This window comes from Mucilaginibacter sp. OK268, from assembly GCF_900103125.1.
GTDB lineage: Bacteria > Bacteroidota > Bacteroidia > Sphingobacteriales > Sphingobacteriaceae > Mucilaginibacter.
This window is the reverse complement of record NZ_FNJV01000002.1, coordinates 540,139-558,671: the sequence shown is the minus strand read 5'-3', so window position 1 is coordinate 558,671 and position 18,533 is coordinate 540,139. Positions and strand designations below refer to the sequence as shown.

Sequence of the window (18,533 nt, the reverse complement as noted above, 5' to 3'; positions counted from 1 at the left end):
ATATTAATCTTATTTGATGAAATAAAACAAAATGATGAAACTAAACAGAAGATCTTTATTAAAGGCAGCAGGATTAGCCACAGGCATAGTGGTAACCGGCGGACTGCCTGCTTTTGCTTCCATAAATGATCAGGAAAAAAAGAAAGGTAAAAAACTAGCGCTTACCGTGGCACATATTACCGATGTGCACATCAGGGAAGGAGATAACGCACCGGAAAGATTTAAAAATTGTTTAAAACAGATCATTACGAAACACAAGCCCGATTTTTTCTTAAACGGTGGCGATTCTATTAATGACGCGTCTTATGATAATGTAAAACATGACCAGGTTATCCAGCAATGGAGTATTTGGGATGAATGTATAGCACTGCTTGATAAATATGAAGTGCATAGCTGTATCGGTAACCATGATCCATGGTGGAAAGCCCCTTCTAAAGAGGATGAAATGTACGGAAAAGAATATGTGGTTAAACGATTGAAAATTCCGCACCGGTACTATAGTTTCACCAAAAAGAACTGGCATTTTATTATACTCGATGGCAATAACAACAATATTTCTTTAGATCAGGAGCAGTTTAACTGGCTGCAGGATGAGCTGGAAAAAATACCCGCGTCTGCACCCACTTTGCTCATGTCGCATTATCCTATTCTTGGTACTACGCAGGTGCTGGTTGGTGGTGGCCATTCCGATTGTAAGAAGTTAAAAGATCTGTTTTATAAACATCGCGACAAAGTAAGGGTTTGTTTAAGCGGGCACAACCATTTGTCTGATCAAACCCATTACAACGATGTTTTGTATTGCTGCAATGGGGCCATGAGTGGTTTCTGGTGGGGTAAAGGTGATGCTGAATCGGCCGGGCCCGGTTATTATCTGGAAACGCCGCCGGGTTATGCCATGTTGAAACTGTATGAAGATGGTACCGTTGAAAATGAATATTTCCCGCATTCTTATTAACAAGGGGGCAATATCCTGTTTATTTTTACAATTTATATTTGTCTTTTAGCGCCAGCAATTTTAATATCATGGTTATGAAAATTTGGTTTATCTGTAGTTGCCTGTTATTTACTACCACTACGCTTGTTGCGCAAAGGGTTCAGCTTCCCAATGGTTGGTTTCTTTCACCAGCGGGAAGCTCCATCCCCTTAAGCAGTGATCTGCCACTCAATATGGCCATTGCGCCGGATGGGGTTCATGCAGCAGTAACCAACAACGGCAATGGGCGCCCAACAATTGATCTGATCAATTTGAAGGAGCAAAAACTAGTGGCTACTATAAAGGTAAAAGATGCCTGGCTGGGCCTTGCCTTCAGTAAACATTATTTGTACGCCTCTGGCGGTAATGATGATATTATTATCAGGTATCAATTTACAGGAAAAAGCCTCATCAATAAAGATACCCTTGTATTGGGCCGCCCATGGCCAAAGGATAAAATAAGCCCTGCCGGTATTACTATAGATGAAAGACACGAGCGGCTTTATGTGGTGACCAAAGAGAACAATTCCTTGTATGTATGCGATACTAAAACAATGAAAGTGTTAAACAAGGTTGCACTATCTGCAGAGGCCTATACCTGTATCCTGAATCCGGGAAAAAGAGAGCTGTATATTTCTGCATGGGGCGGTCATAAGGTATGGATCTATGATACCCAAAATAACCTATTAAAGGATTCTGTAAATACAGGAGATCACCCTACAGATCTGGCTGTTGACGCAAAAGGCAAGTGGCTTTATGTTGCTAATGCCAACACTAATTCCGTATCTGTTATTAATCTTACTTCCCATGAAGTAGTTGAAACGCTTCATGCAGCATTATCACCCGATGCGCCAATAGGCTCTACCACAAACAGTGTTGCCTTGTCTGCCGATGGAAAAACCCTTTATATTGCCAATGCAGACAATAACTATCTTGCCGAATTTGATGTAGCTAATCCAGGTAGCAGTTATTCTCTGGGATTCATCCCTGTAGGATGGTATCCTACCTGTGTGCGTACCTGGGGCAATCAAATCCTGGTAACCAACGGAAAAGGTATGTCCTCCATGTCTAATCCATATACAGTTGATAGAAAACCATCACCCAACGATGCGAAATATAAAAAGAGCAATAGCAGCGTCCCGATGAAATATATTGGGAGCATGTTCAAAGGGACTTTATCTATAATCCCAGCCCCGAAACTGGAGATGCTAAGCAAGTATACCAAACAGGTTTATGAAAATACACCCTATTCTAAAGAACGGGAGCTGGCTCCTTCAGGCGAAGCAGGGAATCCGGTTCCTCTTAAAGTTGGTGGTATTTCTCCAATTAAATATGTATTCTATGTGCTGAAAGAAAACCGCACCTACGACCAGGTTTTGGGCGATATGCCGGAAGGTAATGGAGATAGCAGCCTTTGCCTTTTTGGAAGGAAAATAACGCCTAATGGCCATCAATTGGCGCAGGATTATGTATTGCTTGATAATTTTTATGTAGATGCCGAGGTAAGTGCCGATGGCCATAACTGGTCGATGGCTGCTTATGCTACTGACTTTGTAGAAAAGAACTGGCCTTACAATTATGCAGGCAGGGGTGGTAATTATGACTTTGACGGAAGTCGCCCGATTGCAAACCCAACGAAGGGATTTATATGGAATTACTGCCAGCGCGCAGGCGTTTCTTTTAGAAACTACGGGGAGTTTATGGATACAGGTAAACCAACACTCAGCCTGCTTCGGGAAAATGAACATTATTGCAGGCAGTATCCGGGCTGGAACCTGGCTATACAGGATATACACAGAGAAAAGATTTTTGAGCATGACTTTGATTCATTGGTGACGAAACAAAATGTTCCACATTTTAATACCATCTATTTGCCAAATGATCACACCAGTGGCCAGTCAAAGGGGGCATATAGCCCAATAGCACAGGTTGCGGATAACGACCTGGCGCTTGGAAGATTGGTGGAGCATATATCACATAGTTCCATTTGGAAAGAGTCGGTCATTTTTGTTTTGGAAGATGATGCCCAGGACGGTCCGGACCATGTTGATGCCCATCGTTCCGTTGCCTGGGTTATAAGCCCCTTTGTTAAACGCCATAGCGTCAACCATACGATGTACTCTACTTCGGGAATGCTTCGCACTATCGAATTGATCCTTGGACTGCCTCCTATGAGTCAGTATGATGCTGCTGCTACTCCCATGTGGAATTGTTTCCAGGCTACCCCTGATAATACTGTCTATAAAGCCCAGGATGCTATTGTAGATATCAATCAACGGAACACCGCATGGAATAAGGAAGCCAAACAATCAGCATTATTTAACTTTGCCAAAGCAGATGCGGTTCCGGACCGACCGCTAAATGAAGTTATCTGGAAAGCGATAAAAGGATCACAAAGCCGAATGCCTGAACCACGAAGGAGCGCCTTTGTAAAGTTATCCTCAATTAAAGATGACGATGATTGAGCTTGGTAGTGTGCTGTAGCTGTTAGTTCCGGTGGTATTTGCCGGAATAGCTTATTTTGTTTATAACAACAAGAGTGGTGGTAGCGATACATTAGGCTGGCTCTGTAATATGTAATAAAGGACAGCATGGCTTTACTACTATGCTGTATGAGTTTATATTATCGTCAGTTGCAGGAAACGGGGCAAATTTTGGTGGCCCCGGTAATAATATTGGATTCAGGAACCTCACCACATCGTTTGCCATGCTGTCAGGCTGTTTTGTACTATTGCAGGGGGATAACGAAAAAGGCGGATAAACTCGTCCGGTAACTAATCCTGTCCGGATAGAAACTTTCATCAATGAACCGCGTATGGAACAAATTTACATGGAATGGTACACTCAGGTTTATGATTATGGCTTACCCGTTTATTTCTTTTAAGATATGGATCATTCCGGCGGGATAGCTTGCAACTTGCAGCGTATCAAAGTCTGTTTTTAAATTTGGCACCACAACTTCGATACTCTTTTGTTTAAAATATAATACATTGCCATCCAGGTCGATTTTTAAAGGATTCTCAACATCATTATTCTCCAAAATCATTTTCAGCAAATGGCTGCTTTTGCTTAATTCCAAAACAGATTGACCAACGAGCGATTTTTCGCCCAGCTTTAGAATTTTATTGGCTTGATGATTAATAAATAGTATTTCCTGTTTTTCATTGATTCCGAACACCACGTCCTGCATTTCCTCAATCAGTATTTTTATCCGTAATTCTGCCGCGATTATTTTAGTAAGATCAGCGTTTTCCTGCTCGCCAAGATTTACAATCATTGTATTAAATGCCCCGGCTAATTGGGTAAACTCCTCACTCGTATTAAATTTAAGCCGGGTGTCATAATTTTTTCTACTAACCTGATCAAGTCCATCTGTCAGTTCACGAAGCGGGTTCAGTATAAACCCGGGGAAATTAACAATTAAAATAAAAAGGATTAAAAAGGTAATAAATGCCATACTCCCCAGGTATAAGGTCGCCTTGCTTACTGTTGAATGGGTGTATTCATTTTTAAGCTCAATTGCATGCATATTTAGTTCCTCGATCCTTTTCAGCTGTAGGCGTGCACTTCGTTCTGCTTGTTGCTTTTGATTTAAATCTGACAATCTATCAATGAGCAAAGTGAAGGCATGTCGTAAGCTGTCGGTTGCTTTTTTTTCACCAGGCTCTGTAATATTATTTTCCTGTTTCTGAAGGGCCAGATCAAATGCGCCTGACGCGCGCGACATTAATGGCAAATCATTTTCATCCAAAACCGATCTCATCTCCCGGGTAAATGTTAATGTTTTATAATTGTTTTTTAAGGTAACATTTGAAGTTTCGGATATTATTTTGATATAATAAACAGAGATAGCACCAAAAATCATCACAACGATAAATAAAAGGCCGAATCCCCAAAGGAGCTTTTTTTTGATTTTCATAACTATACAATGAGTTGGTTAAATCGGTTTCATACTTTAGTTAGAGAAGGATTGTATAGTTAAAGATAATTAAAAATATCTCCCTTTGCTCTGCCTTAAGAACTTAAAGCCTCGTGGGTGCATTAATTGCTCAATCGGAACTAGGTGATGTATACGGAGCGGCCTCCTACCCAAAGTTGAACAAAGCTTATGTTACTTATTGGAAAAACAGCATACCGATATATCTTTCAGCCCCAATTGGAAAAAGTGGCTATTTGTCATGCATTGCAGTTACACCGTTATAGTCGCCCGCACGCTTGTGTTAGCGATGTAGCGTTTGATAAACTAGGTGCTTATTAAAGCTTAAAATTGGGTTTACATGGTTTACACTTTTTATGGTTTATATTTATGTATTTAATTGATAATCAAGTTATTAATAATTATTTGTGTCGTTTTTTGGGTTTACACTGTAAACCATGTTTGGGGGCACCTGAGCTTGCTTCTGACTCAACTTTATAAATGTCTTATTCAATAAATCGTAATAGTCATAATTCTGAGGGGCGTGGGTTCGAGCCCTATTGTTTACAGGGTTGGAACGCCCCGCTACCGCAAGCGTCCCGCTTGTGGTAAATGTGCAAGGTCTTCAGTTACTTGGCATGAGGGCCACAAGCGAGACGCTTGCGGTAGCGGCGAGTTCCAAAATGTTTAACTTTATTTAAAATGCCTCTGTTTTATATTAACTTAGATATAGCTATTAGTTATATATGCACTACAGAGAATTCTGCCCGAATAGTTTTCTGAAAAATTATGTACAATGTTACTTTGTATGTGAAACGGATACTGCTGTATTTACCCAGGATAAAGTTTTTGCGACGGGTTTTATCGAGGTCATGTTTAATTTGGGGGCGGACGGTCCACAACAACTCATCAATGGTGATCTGATAACCCAGCCCGATGTACAGTTATGGGGCCAAACCATCCAGCCCTTCACTTTTACTTCTTTCGGAAAGCATTCCATGTTGGGCATCCGGTTCTTTACACATACAGCGGCTTGTTTTTTCAATGAACGGATAGAAGAATTTAATGATCAGGTAATTGATTTTAAAGATATAGGCGGTAAAGAAATCGCTTTGTTACATTCCAAATTGTGGGAAGCCAAATCTATCGATCAAAGAATTGAATTAATAGAAGAATTTTTACTGCGAAGGCTTTCTCTTTTCCTGAATAAATACACCAGGTTAGCGCTGGTAAACAGTATTATGCATGATTTATGCAAAGATGATTTTTTTGAAAATATTAACTCAGTCGCGTCCCGATACGGTGTTTCATCCCGCTACCTGCAGAAAATATTTTTAAATTATTCCGGTCTCAGCCCAAACTTGTTTACTAAGATAGCCCGGTTTCAAAAAAGCATTCAGCTTGTTGCAGTCAAAAATTCATCACTTACTACAATAGCACATCAATGCGGCTATTTCGATCAGTCGCATTTTATAAAAGACTTTAAGTTTTTTACCGGCTCAACACCTTCCCAGTTTTCTCCGGAAAGCTCAACCGATCTTTTTGTAACCCTCTATAATTGATTGTTCCGTTTTTTACAATTTATACTCTTTTTCAGGGGGTAATTTTGCTTTCATTATTTATTCAATTAATTAAAGGATCATGAAACAAAACAACCTAATAACGGCAATCGTATGTATAACCCTCTTTTTCGTTTATGATAATTGCCAGGCTCAAAGTACTACTACTGGTTTAGTTGCAGTTAAAAAGGCGATTGAAAATATCAATACGCTTTATTTTAACCTGTTCGTAAAAAACGACAAGTCTATTGTCAATCTTTATACCGAAGACGCATGTTTGTTAGCTCCAAACACGCCTCCCATATCTGGCAGAAAAGCGCTGAAAAAAGATTTTGAAGACACGTTTGCAGCGGGAAAAGTTAAAGGTGTGAAGTTTAAAACTGGTAATGTTTACGGTGACAGTAAGGAATATGTAACTGAAGAAGGTACCTGGCAGGTTTTTGACCTGAAGGGAAAACTTCTGGACGATGGTAAATACTTGAAACTGTGGAGACGAACAAAGGCCGGCTGGAAAATATTCAGAGATCTGTTTAACAGCAATCACAAGGTGCAGTAACGATGAAATCAAGACCTGAATAATTTCAGATCGGTTAGAGATAAAAGAGGATAAAATCATTATGATTTTATCCTCTTTTTATTTTGTGTATCCCCCAAATGCCTCTCCTGATCTATCAAATGAGCTATTCAACCGATGAATTGTTCAAAAAAGCCATAAACCGCGTTGATTTGGCAACTGAGCGATAGTTTTATCCAGTTTGTCGATATGTTTTTTCATCTGGTCTATTGCGTTTTACAGCTTGCTTTATTGACCGTTACTTTGAGTATCAAATCAATAGATAACAAAAAAAATTAAATATTTAAGATCATGAAAAAGTTAATCCAACTAACAGCATTATTTTTAGTACTAAGCACCGGTTTGTTCGCTGCCACTGCTAAAGGAAAAAACGACGAAAAAACTACAAGCAATACTGTCACCATTCAAGGCAAAACCAACTTCGGTATCGAGGTTAAACTTAACAAGAACGCCGCTGCCAAAACACTGGTTCTTATTAATGACAGCGACGATAATGTCTTATATAAAGGCAAGATTACTTCGGTTGCAGGAAACAGAAAAGTATTTCGGATTGGAGCACTTGAAGATGGAAATTATACCATAACCGCGTTAACCGGTTTAGAAATTGTTAAAAAGCAAATTCATGTTTACGTTGAAGATGGTAAAAAAACATATCTGATGATGCAATAAAGCAGCATCCCGGAAACATCCTTGCTCCGTATGTGTGAGATCATCCCGGGGCAGATTTTTAGTTGATGTCATTATTTGAATAATGATTTGCGTTCCGGGGTGAGAACCGGAGCGCATTTTTTAATTACAGGTTACATATCGTTATATTTAAACCTAAATCAAAAAGATGCCCAAAAGCAGCGTAAGAAAATTTTTACTCTCCATACATTTTTTAACGGTTATAGGACTACTGACAGTGATACTGTTACCATTGTCTTTTCCAGTATCGTTCCCCTTAGTATTTTGGGTAGACCAGGTAAATAAGTTTGTATTATGGTTGGGTTTGTTCTATTTAAACCTGAAAATACTTGTTCCTAAAGTTTTGTACAAGGGGCATAATGTCCGCTTTTTCGTCTTTTTATTGGCTGCGATTTCTGTCATTCTGATTATTGATAATCAATACGATCGGGCCGTTGGGTTGCATCAGGCAATTGAAAAGGCTATCAACAAAAACGGCGGCTCAACTGTTTTGACTGCAGTAGATTTTGGCCTGATCATTATTAGCCTGATGGTAGCAGGTGTAAGTACTATAGCGGGTGTAAGCAATAAAATCAGGAATGACCAGTTTCAAGTTCAAAATGCAGAAAAAGAAAAGGTTACTGCTGAATTGTCTTTTCTGAGAACCCAAATTAACCCTCACTTCTTTTTTAATGTGTTGCATACTATTTATGCATTAACGGAGACAGATACTGTAAAGGCCCAGGAATCTATTTATACCCTTTCCCACATGATGCGTTATGTATTATATGATACAAAAAACGGTACCACAACGCTCGATAAAGAGGTCGCTTTTATTGAAGACTACGCCAGGCTGATGCAGTTGAGATTAACAGAAAAGACGCAGGTTACCATTAAAAAAAACAGCATTTCCAGAAGTACCCAGATAGCTCCTATGCTATTTTTACCATTTGTAGAAAATGCATTTAAACATGGTATCAGCAGCGTATATCCCAGTAATATTGATATCGATATCTCTGAAGTGGGATCTGTTTTAAATTTAGAAGTCCGCAACTCAATTTTTTTAGAAAAAGCTGATCACATGGAAGAAAGTAATGGTATCGGCCTGACTAATACCCGGCGACGGCTGGATCTGCTTTACCCCGGTAAATATGAATTAAAAGCAGGAAATGATAAAACTCCCAACCAATTTATTGTTCGGTTAAAACTCGATCTCCAATGATAATTAACTGCATAGCTGTAGATGATGAGCCGATAGCTTTAAACCTGATCGCGTCTTACATTGCACAAACTCCTTTTTTAAAGCTGGCTGCCAAATGTTTGAGTGCGGTAGAGGCCTTAAAGGTAATACATACGGAACCTGATATTCAGTTGATTTTTCTGGATATCAGAATGGCTGATTTAAGCGGCATGGAGCTTGCCAAAATACTCGAAGCATCTATGAGAAGAAAAACCCTGAGGGTTATTTTTACCACCGCTTATGATCAGTATGCGCTGGAAAGCTATCAAGTAGACGCGTTGGATTATCTTTTAAAGCCGTTTAGCTTTGTCGATTTTTCAAGGGCTGCAGCAAAAGCTTTGGACTATTTTGATGGTCTGGAGCATGGCGGCGGTAATGTGGTTATGCCGGTTAATAAAGTCGATCTGCCTCAAAAAGACTATATCTATTTAAAAGTGGAATACCAGGTGGTTAAGATTAACCTGAATGATATTTTATATATTGAAGGGCTGAAGGACTATGTTAAAGTATATCTTGCCGATGAACCAAAGCCCATCCTTTCGCTTAGCAGTTTGAAAACATTGGAAGAAAAGCTTCCCGCCGATAGATTTCTGCGGTTACACCGCTCTTTTATTGTGTCTCTTAATCAAATTAAAGCGGTAACCAAAAACGCTGTACAGATCCGTGAAACAACCATTTATGTTTCTGAACAATACAAAGAAATATTTTTAAAATTTCAGCGTAAATGGATTTGAGCAGATATGTATGCTGAAGTGGCTGGCTTCTGACACGCTTAGAGGTAACACCTAGGCTATCTTGTGGAAAATTGGGTTTACATGGTTTACACAATTACTGGTTAATATTGATTTAATTAATTGATAATAAACTAATTAAATGTATTTTTCTATCATATCATGGGTTTATATGTAAACCATCTTTGGGGGCATTGCCAGAGTAATAGCCCATGATTAGACATGGAGAATAAATGGTGTACAAAAAAGAGGGTGTCACCCTGAGCTTCGTCGAAGGGTAGAGCGTAGAGGCCCGCGCACCATGCTTCGACGGAGCTCAGCATGACAGCCTTTCAGGCAAATGGCTAATGATGGACTATTACTTCCATGAGAGTCTCTGGGGAGCCCTCCATATCATTTAACCACATAGGTATTATCCAAAGTGTTGACATCCAAAATCTGCTGTTAAATATTTCATGGTAGATATTTAGCACCATGACACATTTAACAGCAGATTACCTTGACTGTAAACGGGGAAATATTATACTTTTATAAAAGCCATTGCAAGATTCAATGTTCCTTTTTTGTCAGGTTTTGCATTATCGCTTCTGCTACCTCGAAAAAAGTATCCAGTTTTTCTTCGCTAATGCCGGTATTGGCCAATTCATTTACCTGTTTTATTTTTGTTTCGATAAACGGAATGGACACTAAGGCATGAGGAGATAAAGAGATATAGTGCTGACGCCTGTCGGCCGGGTTGGTTTTCACTATCAGCATCTTTCTTTGCTCCAGTGAAAAAACAATACTCACCACTCTCGATTTATCAACATGCAATAATTCGGCTAATTTATTCTGTGTGATCGGCCCTTTTTGTTTGGCCAAAATTAACAACACCTCAAAATGATGATTTACCTTGATAGATGATAATTCCTTGGCGAGGTTCTTATTGTATAAATAATTGATCAGTCTTAAATTTTCTGATATCAGCTGTGTGTGTTTCATCAGAGTAAATTGTTTTTTTAATGGTGATGAAGCTATCATGAGCCGGTTTACTCATTCCGGTTTGTGAACTTTAGCTCATGATGGTTTCATAGATCGCTACACTATTTGTTATTATCCTTTGCTGTTTGCTTGTCATAGTTGTGTTTTTCATTCGCTTCGGCAATATCATATTCCAATTCGGGGTCAATATTCTGTGCCTCTACTTTTCGGGCCTTTTCCATTAATTCTTCATGATGTTCCTGCAAATAAGCCAGTTGTTTTTTGCCGTAAGAGAAACGGGTAAATAAAACAAAGAGCACCGGCACAATGAATATGGAAATGGTTGACGATGCTATCATACCGCCCAAAACAGTAATTCCGATAGTATTCCTTGATTCAGCACCGGCTCCTGTTGCCAAAACGAGTGGTAATACCCCTAAAATGAAGGCTAAAGAGGTCATGATGATGGGACGCAGGCGTAAGCGTACAGCTTCAAGAGTCGATTTGATCAATTCCTCTCCCCGGTCGACCCTTATTTTGGCAAATTCAACAATCAGGATCGCGTTTTTTGCCGAAAGCCCGATCAAGGTGATCAATCCAATCTGTGCATATACGTTATTGGTGATCGTAGGCACTATGGTAAGCGCCAGGATAGCGCCAAAAGCACTGATGGGAACCGCGAGCATGACTGAAAAAGGCACCGACCAGCTTTCGTACAACGCAGCCAAAAACAAGAACACAAAAACGATGGAAAAAAGGAAGATATACACCGTGGTTGAGCCCGCTTTGATCTCCTCATAACTTAAACCCGAGAATTCATAAGTATAGCCACGTGGTAATGTTTTTGCAGCCAATTCTTTTAACGCTTCGATAGCCTGACCGCTGCTATAACCGGTAGGTATAGAGCCATCAACTTCGGCCGAGCGGAAGATGTTAAAGTGCGTTATAAGTGGTGCCGCTACGATGGGTTTATAACTGATCACCGTACTTAAAGGCAACATTTGTCCGGCAGAATTGTGCACATAGTACTTGTTCATATTGGATATAAGGGCACGGTAAGCGGTATCGGCTTGTACAACCACGTGGTAGGTACGGTTATATAAGGTGAAGTTATTGACAAACAAACTACCCATATAGGCTTGCATGGTTGAAAAAACATCCGAGATATTAATGCCCAACTTTTCACACTTTTCACGGTCGACATTAAGCTCGTAGCTGGGCGTATGTGCCGAAAAATAGCTATAAGCGCCTGCAGTGGCGGGATTGGCCTTTGCCGCTGCCACAAACTTTTTAACCACTTTTTCAAAAGCATAAATATCGTCGGTGGTGTTGCCTTGTTCGATCTGCATACTAAAGCCGGCTGCCTGACCAATACCCCTGATAGGCGGGGGTTGAGCCACAACCACATTGGCGTTCTTGATACCCGCTTTGGCAATTTTTTGTTTGATCACATTCATGAGTCCGGGCACCCTGGTATTCGGGGTGGTACGATCATCCCAGGGGGTGAGCATACAAAACATGGATCCATTATTGGAGTTGGCACCGCCATTCAATATGTTAAAACCAGATATAGCCGTATAATGCAATATGCCAGGCGTTGAGGCTACTATTTTCATCAGTTTCTCCATCACATTAACTGATTGAATAGTTGATGATGCCTCGGGTAATTGGTAGGTTACATATAAACGTCCGCCATCCTCTGCGGGTACAAACCCTGATGGTTTAAGCCTGAACATGATATAAGTACCTGCGCAAATACACACCAGTATGATCACAATATACCGGGCCCCTTTAATACTGCGGTGAACACCATTGGTATACTTGAGGGTTGCTTTTTCAAACACATGGTTAAAGCGATCAAAGAACTTGGTGAGCCAGTTTGACTTTGCTGTTACGGGGGGAGTAGGTCTTAACAGCAAAGTACAAAGTGCCGGTGTTAATGATAATGCAACAAAAGCCGAAAGCATAACCGATATGGCGATGGTGATAGCAAATTGCTGATACAAACGACCCACAATACCCGGAATAAAACCTACCGGTACAAACACCGATGCCAGGATCAATGCTATCGCGATCACAGGCGCCGCGATCTCTTTCATGGCCTGGTAGGTAGCTTCTTTGGGCGACAAGCCCTTTTCATCTATATAATGCTGTACCGCCTCCACCACAATAATGGCATCATCAACCACAATACCAATGGCCAGTACAAAGCCAAACATGGTTAACGTGTTGATGGTGAACCCAAGCGGTATGAAAAATATAAAGGTCGCCAGAATGGACACCGGGATAGCCAGTATAGGGATCAGCGTTGAACGCCAGTTTTGAAGGAACAGGAATACCACAATGGCCACCAAAGCCAATGCTTTAACCAAAGTGCCTATCACTTCCTGCATCGATACCTTAATGATGGTTATCGATTCAAAGGGAACCACATAATCCACATCTTTTGGAAAGGATTTTTTTAATTTGGCAAGTGCCGCATAAACATTTTCGGCGGTTTGCAAGGCATTACTTCCCGGCGATTGATATACCTGTATAGTCGATGCCCGGTTTCCATCCACAAAGGCGTTGCTGGAGAACGTGAACTTGCCCAGTTCAACCCTGGCCACATCTTTCAGGTAAACCAGCTGACCGGTTCCTGGGATGCTCTTCACCACGATTTTTTCATAGTCCGAAACTTTATTCAGCATCCCGTTCACCAGGATACCTGTTTCAAAAGTTTGTGACGATTGTTGTGGCGGAGCGCCGACTGAACCCGCGGCAACATAAACATTTTGCGCATTTAGCGCAGCTGTAACATCTGCCGGAGTTAAACTGTAAGATGCCATTTTATCCGGGTTCATCCAGATCCGCATACTGAAATTATCAGTACGTGCACTAACATCGCCTACACCAGGAACACGGAGTATTGCATCCTGAATAAACGTATTGGTATAGTTATCCAGGAAGGTAATATTGTGAGTTTTTTTAGGCGAGTAAATTGCGACCAACATCAATTGGTCGGGATTACTGGCACGTACGGTTAGTCCTAATTTACTTACCACCGAAGGTAATAGGGGAGCGGCTATACCAACCCTGTTTTGAACGTTAAGGGCCGCGATATGTACGTTGGTGCCTATTTTAAAGGTAACCCTTATACCCATGCTGCCACTGTTGGTATTGGTGCTGGTCATGTATTCCATACCCGGCGTACCATTTACCTGTTCTTCAATGGGAGTAGCTAAATTTTGCTCAACTGTTTGAGCATCGGCACCGGTATACGACCCGTTTACCGACACGCTTGGCGGCGATATATTGGGATATTGATCAACCGCAAGGTTGAACAGGCAGATTAATCCAGCAATCATTAATACTAATGAAATAACAATTGCGGTTACCGGCCTTTTTATAAATGTATTTGAAACCATCCTTATTAGCTTTTATGTAATTCACGGGATTTTTCAATCTCATATTCCAGTTCCGGATCAATATTTTGGGCTTCAACTTTTCTTGCTTTTTCCCGCAGGTTTTCTTTATGCGTTTGCAGGTATTCGAGCTTTTCTTTACCGTATGAAAAACGGGTTATCAATACAAAAAGCACCGGGACGATAAATATAGCCAGCGTTGAGGCCGCGATCATACCGCCTAAAACGGTAAAACCAATGGTTCTTCGCGCTACCGCGCCTGCACCTGTAGCCAATACCAAAGGCAATACACCCAAAACAAAGGCAAGCGAGGTCATGATGATGGGACGTAAACGAAGACTTACGGCTTCCAATGTTGATTTGATCAGCTCTTCGCCCATATCCACCCTCACTTTGGCAAACTCCACAATCAGGATCGCGTTTTTGGCCGCGAGACCGATCAACGTGATGAGACCAATTTGGGCGTATACGTTATTGGTTAAACTCGGCACCAGGATCAGCGCAAGAATTGCACCCATAGCACCTACCGGTACCGCCAACAGTACGGAAAATGGAACCGACCAGCTTTCATACAAGGCTGCCAGGAACAGGAATACGAAGGTGATAGAAAAAAGGAATATGTAAATAGTAGTTGAACCCGCCTTTATTTCCTCATAACTCAAACCCGAAAATTCGTATTCATAGCCCTGTGGCAAAACTCTTTTGGCCAGCTCCTGCATAGCTGCAATGGCTTCGCCGCTACTATGCCCGGGAGCCGAAGACCCATCAACCTCCGCGGTGCGGAAGATGTTGAAATGCGATATCAGTGGCGGCGCGTCAACAGGTTTGTAACTGATGAGCGTACCCAGCGGAACCATGTCACCAGCCTGGTTACGTACATAGTATTTATCCATATTGCCCACCACCTTTCTAAAGGCCGTATCGGCCTGTACCACCACGTGAAATGTGCGGTTGTAGGTAGTAAAGTCATTGATATAAAGGCTACCCATATAAGCCTGAATAGTGGTAAATACGTCAGCAACATTTACACCTAATTTTTCGCATTTCTCCCTGTCTACCGTTAAACTATAATTAGGCGTATGAGCAGTGTAAAAGCTGAATGCTTTGCTGATGACCGGGTTTTTATTGGCTTCGGCAACAAAGTTTTTCACTACTTTTTCAAAATCCTGCAGGTTATCCGAGGTGTTACGCTGTTCTATCTGCAAACTAAAGCCTACGGTTGTGCCAATACCCGGAAGCGGGGATGGTTGTATAACCTCTACGTTGGCATCTCTTATACCGGCGTCGTTAATACGTTTTTGTAACTCGCCGATAATTCCTGGCACCTGTTCGCTGGATTTACTGCGCTCGTCCCAGGGGGCAAGCTGGCAATAAATGGTACCGTTGTTGGAGTTACTGGCGTTGGTCACCACGTTGAGGCCTGACAGGGCCGCATAGTGGGCTACACCCGGCGTCGATCCGATAACTTTCATCAATTTCGACATCACATCAACAGATGCTGCGGTAGAAGATGCCGGTGGTAGTTGAAAGGTCACGTACAGGTTTCCATCGTCTTCAGAAGGAATAAAGCCCGATGGTTTATGCTGAAACATAAAATAAGTCCCAACACAAATACACACCAAAATGATCACCACAAAACGCGATGCTTTGATACTCTTTCGCACACCTTCGGTATAACTGGCCGTTACCCGATCAAACCAACTGTTAAACTTAAAGAACCATTTATTGATACCTTTTGCTTCTTTATCAATATGTGATGGTTTCAGTAATAGGGTACACAGTGCCGGCGTTAAAGAAAGCGCGATAAATGCCGATATGATCACCGATATGGCGATGGTAATGGCGAACTGCTGATATAAACGCCCCACAATACCTGGGATAAAGCCTACCGGAACAAACACCGCTGCCAATATTAACGCAATGGCTATTACCGGCGCCGAAATATCTTTCATGGCCTGGTAGGTAGCTTCTTTGGCCGACATGCCGTCATGATCAATATAATGCTGCACGGCTTCCACCACAATAATGGCATCATCCACCACAATACCTATGGCCAGTACAAACCCAAACATAGTTAAGGTATTGATCGTGAATCCTAAGGGGATGAAAAAGCAGAATGTACCAAAAATAGATACCGGGATGGCTAGTACAGGGATCAGTGTCGATCGCCAGTTTTGCAGGAAAAGGAATACCACAACGGCTACCAGTGCCAGGGTTTTTAATAGAGTAGCCACCACATCTTCCATAGAAACTTTAACTACGGTAACTGATTCAAAGGGTACCCGGTATTCTACATCAGACGGAAAATTGGTTTTCAATTTGGCCAGGGCCGCATATACACCATTGGCGGTTTCCAAGGCATTGCTGCCCGGTGCCTGGTAAATCTGTAGATAAGATGCCTTATGCCCATCGACAAAGGAGTTACTCGAGAAAGTGAATTTACCCAGTTCAACCCGGGCAACGTCTTTCAGATATACCAATTGACCTGTTGCGGGTACTGTTTTTACAATAACTTTTTCGAACTCCGATACTTTACTTAAGCGGCCATTAACCAGGATACCCAACTCATAGGTTTGGCTTGATGCCTGCGGTGGCACACCTGCCGTACCGGCTGCTACCTGCACGTTTTGGGCATTAAGCGCGTTGATCACATCCTGCGGGGTTAAACTATAAGCCGCCATTTTATCCGGGTTCATCCAGATCCGCATACTGAAGTCATCGGTAAACCGGTTGATACTGCCTACACCGGGTACGCGCAATAAAGCATCCTGTATAAAAATATTGGTGTAGTTATCCAGAAAGGTAATATTATGCGTTCCTTTCGGAGCATAAATAGCCACCATCATCAGCATGCTGGGATTAACCGCCCGCACGGTAAGGCCAAGACGACTTACAACGGCTGGTAACAGGGGAGTAGCAATACTTACCCTGTTTTGAACATCAAGTGCGGCAACGTCAATGTCTGTTCCCATTTTAAAGGTAACATTCATGCTCATTTGCCCGTTATTGGTGTTATTACTTTGCATATATTCCATGCCTGGAGTTCCGTTTACCTGTTCTTCAATAGGGGTGGCCACGGTTTGTTCAACGGTTTGCGCATCGGCACCGGTAAACTGACCGTTCACCTGTACAATAGGCGGCGTAATATCCGGATATTGATCTATCGGTAAAAGCAGTATACTTACTGTACCGGTAATAATCAGTACAATGGATATAACTATAGCAGTTACAGGTCTTTTAATGAAGGTATTAGCAATCATACAATACTTTGTCTAAAAAATTTCAGATTGTGTTTTTTGGCCACGCTGTTAACGTCCGCCTTTACCACCTGCTGATGGTGCAATCTTATTAGCAGTGGTGATCCGCGAGCCATCATGTAATAGCTGCACACCATCAACAATAATCCTTTCACCGCTGTTAATGCCACTTTTAATGATCATGTTAGGTCCTATAGTTTGACCAACCTGAACCTTTTTTTGTACGGCTATCAGTTTCTTTACCTTTTTTATAGCGGAGTCGGCACCGGCTTTAGGGTTATTCATCAGGCTGTCCTTTGCGGTATATACAAAGTACTCGCCCATTTGCTCAACCACCGCTTTGCCGGGAACTAATAACTGCGGACCTTTCTCCTGGTTATGTACCCGTACTACGCAGCTCATACCAACCCTGAGCATGCCTTTAGGATTGGGGAACACCAACCTGATGGTAATAGAGCCAGTTTGTGAGTTAACCGCACGGTCTATCACCGAAATTTTTCCGTTTACCGGATAAAGTGAGTTATCGGCCAGTAAAATGGTGAAAAGCGAATCAGTAGTTTGATGTTTGTTTTGCTGTAGCAGTTCAAAACGGGGCAGCTGTTTTTCATTGATCACAAAATCAACAGCCATAGGGTCATCTGTAGATATCGTATTCAACACCGTAGATCCACTTGTAACCACATTGCCCAATTTTACCTGGCTAAAACCTATGGTGCCATCAAAAGGGGCGTATACGGTTGCATAGTTTAAATTTGTTTTGGCCGTCTTTACCGCCTGATCTGCCGATTTAACCTGGCTCTGCGCGTTTTGCAGGGTAATTACCGCGTGGTCATAAAGTTGTTTGGCAACAGCATTATACTTATTCAGGTAATCATACCGGTCGGCATCCTGTTGTGACTGTACCAAAGTACCTTCGGTTACCTTACGGTTTGCTACCGCGGCATCATAGCTGTCCTGGTATATACGTCTGTCGATTTCGTACAGCTTCTGACCTTTTTTTACATGAGTGCCTTCTGTAAAAAATATGCCTGTTACAGCACCCTGTACTTGCGGAAGCAGCGTAACCTGGCTAAGCGCGGCAGTGGTTGAAGGATATTGATCATAATACAATACATGCTTCTCCTTAACCTTAAATAAGTTAACAGGAACTTCAGAATTAACGGGTGGTTGCTTTTTATTGCACGCTGCCAGAATAATAAGGCTTATAAAAATGGCATTTAAAAATACTCTTTTCATTGAGTTTGTTTTTTATA

Annotated in this window: 13 protein-coding genes; 8 read left to right on the top strand and 5 right to left on the bottom strand. The window is 41.6% G+C overall.

Annotation, left to right across the window (positions count from 1 at the left end; genetic code table 11):
• The first annotated feature begins 31 nt into the window (after window positions 1-31).
• The 3 genes from BLR84_RS08225 to BLR84_RS29655 all read left to right on the top strand — a co-directional run bounded on the left by BLR84_RS08225 (window position 32) and on the right by BLR84_RS29655 (window position 3,734).
• Complete coding sequence (locus tag BLR84_RS08225) at window positions 32-955, top strand: metallophosphoesterase family protein (protein ID WP_255366883.1); 924 nt, start codon at window positions 32-34, stop codon at window positions 953-955.
• A 74-nt stretch (window positions 956-1,029) separates the two neighbouring features.
• Entirely contained in the window at window positions 1,030-3,438 is a 2,409-nt protein-coding gene (locus tag BLR84_RS08220) for a bifunctional YncE family protein/alkaline phosphatase family protein (RefSeq protein ID WP_218128265.1), read from the top strand.
• A 107-nt stretch (window positions 3,439-3,545) separates the two neighbouring features.
• Window positions 3,546-3,734, top strand: coding sequence for a potassium-transporting ATPase subunit KdpA (locus BLR84_RS29655; RefSeq protein WP_255366911.1), 189 nt, complete (start codon window positions 3,546-3,548; stop codon window positions 3,732-3,734).
• Window positions 3,735-3,836: 102 nt separating this feature from the next.
• Here the strand turns inward: BLR84_RS29655 and BLR84_RS08215 are convergent, their stop codons facing one another.
• Window positions 3,837-4,892, bottom strand: a complete 1,056-nt coding sequence (locus tag BLR84_RS08215) for a HAMP domain-containing protein (protein ID WP_090466769.1) — start codon at window positions 4,890-4,892, stop codon at window positions 3,837-3,839.
• 743 nt (window positions 4,893-5,635) lie between these two features.
• Here BLR84_RS08215 and BLR84_RS08210 point away from each other — a divergent pair.
• The 5 genes from BLR84_RS08210 (at window position 5,636) to BLR84_RS08190 (ending at window position 9,662) form a co-directional block, all read left to right on the top strand.
• The gene (locus BLR84_RS08210) at window positions 5,636-6,451 is read left to right on the top strand and encodes a helix-turn-helix transcriptional regulator (protein ID WP_090466767.1); all 816 of its coding nucleotides are present in this window, start codon (window positions 5,636-5,638) and stop codon (window positions 6,449-6,451) included.
• A gap of 79 nt (window positions 6,452-6,530) precedes the next feature.
• Window positions 6,531-7,004 (top strand): YybH family protein, encoded by a 474-nt coding sequence (locus BLR84_RS08205; RefSeq protein WP_090466765.1) that lies wholly within the window; start codon window positions 6,531-6,533, stop codon window positions 7,002-7,004.
• Between the two features lie 309 nt (window positions 7,005-7,313).
• Window positions 7,314-7,691: a hypothetical protein gene (locus BLR84_RS08200; RefSeq protein WP_090466763.1), complete on the top strand. Its 378-nt coding sequence runs from the start codon at window positions 7,314-7,316 to the stop codon at window positions 7,689-7,691.
• 166 nt (window positions 7,692-7,857) lie between these two features.
• The gene (locus BLR84_RS08195; protein ID WP_090466761.1) at window positions 7,858-8,910 is read left to right on the top strand and encodes a sensor histidine kinase; all 1,053 of its coding nucleotides are present in this window, start codon (window positions 7,858-7,860) and stop codon (window positions 8,908-8,910) included.
• A complete protein-coding gene (locus tag BLR84_RS08190) occupies window positions 8,907-9,662 on the top strand; it encodes a LytR/AlgR family response regulator transcription factor (RefSeq protein WP_090466759.1) in 756 nt (251 codons plus the stop codon). Before BLR84_RS08195 ends, BLR84_RS08190 begins: the two co-directional genes overlap by 4 nt.
• 546 nt (window positions 9,663-10,208) lie before the next feature.
• Here the strand turns inward: BLR84_RS08190 and BLR84_RS08185 are convergent.
• From BLR84_RS08185 to BLR84_RS08170, 4 genes are all read right to left on the bottom strand, one after another.
• Window positions 10,209-10,640 carry a MarR family winged helix-turn-helix transcriptional regulator gene (locus BLR84_RS08185; protein WP_176851995.1) on the bottom strand — a complete coding sequence of 144 codons (432 nt, stop codon included), beginning with the start codon at window positions 10,638-10,640 and terminating at the stop codon, window positions 10,209-10,211.
• Window positions 10,641-10,741: 101 nt separating this feature from the next.
• Entirely contained in the window at window positions 10,742-14,026 is a 3,285-nt protein-coding gene (locus BLR84_RS08180; RefSeq protein WP_090466754.1) for an efflux RND transporter permease subunit, read from the bottom strand.
• A 5-nt stretch (window positions 14,027-14,031) separates the two neighbouring features.
• Window positions 14,032-17,283 (bottom strand): efflux RND transporter permease subunit, encoded by a 3,252-nt coding sequence (locus tag BLR84_RS08175; RefSeq protein WP_090466752.1) that lies wholly within the window; start codon window positions 17,281-17,283, stop codon window positions 14,032-14,034.
• A gap of 48 nt (window positions 17,284-17,331) precedes the next feature.
• A complete protein-coding gene (locus BLR84_RS08170; protein WP_090466750.1) occupies window positions 17,332-18,516 on the bottom strand; it encodes an efflux RND transporter periplasmic adaptor subunit in 1,185 nt (394 codons plus the stop codon).
• Between the last annotated feature and the right edge of the window lie 17 nt (window positions 18,517-18,533).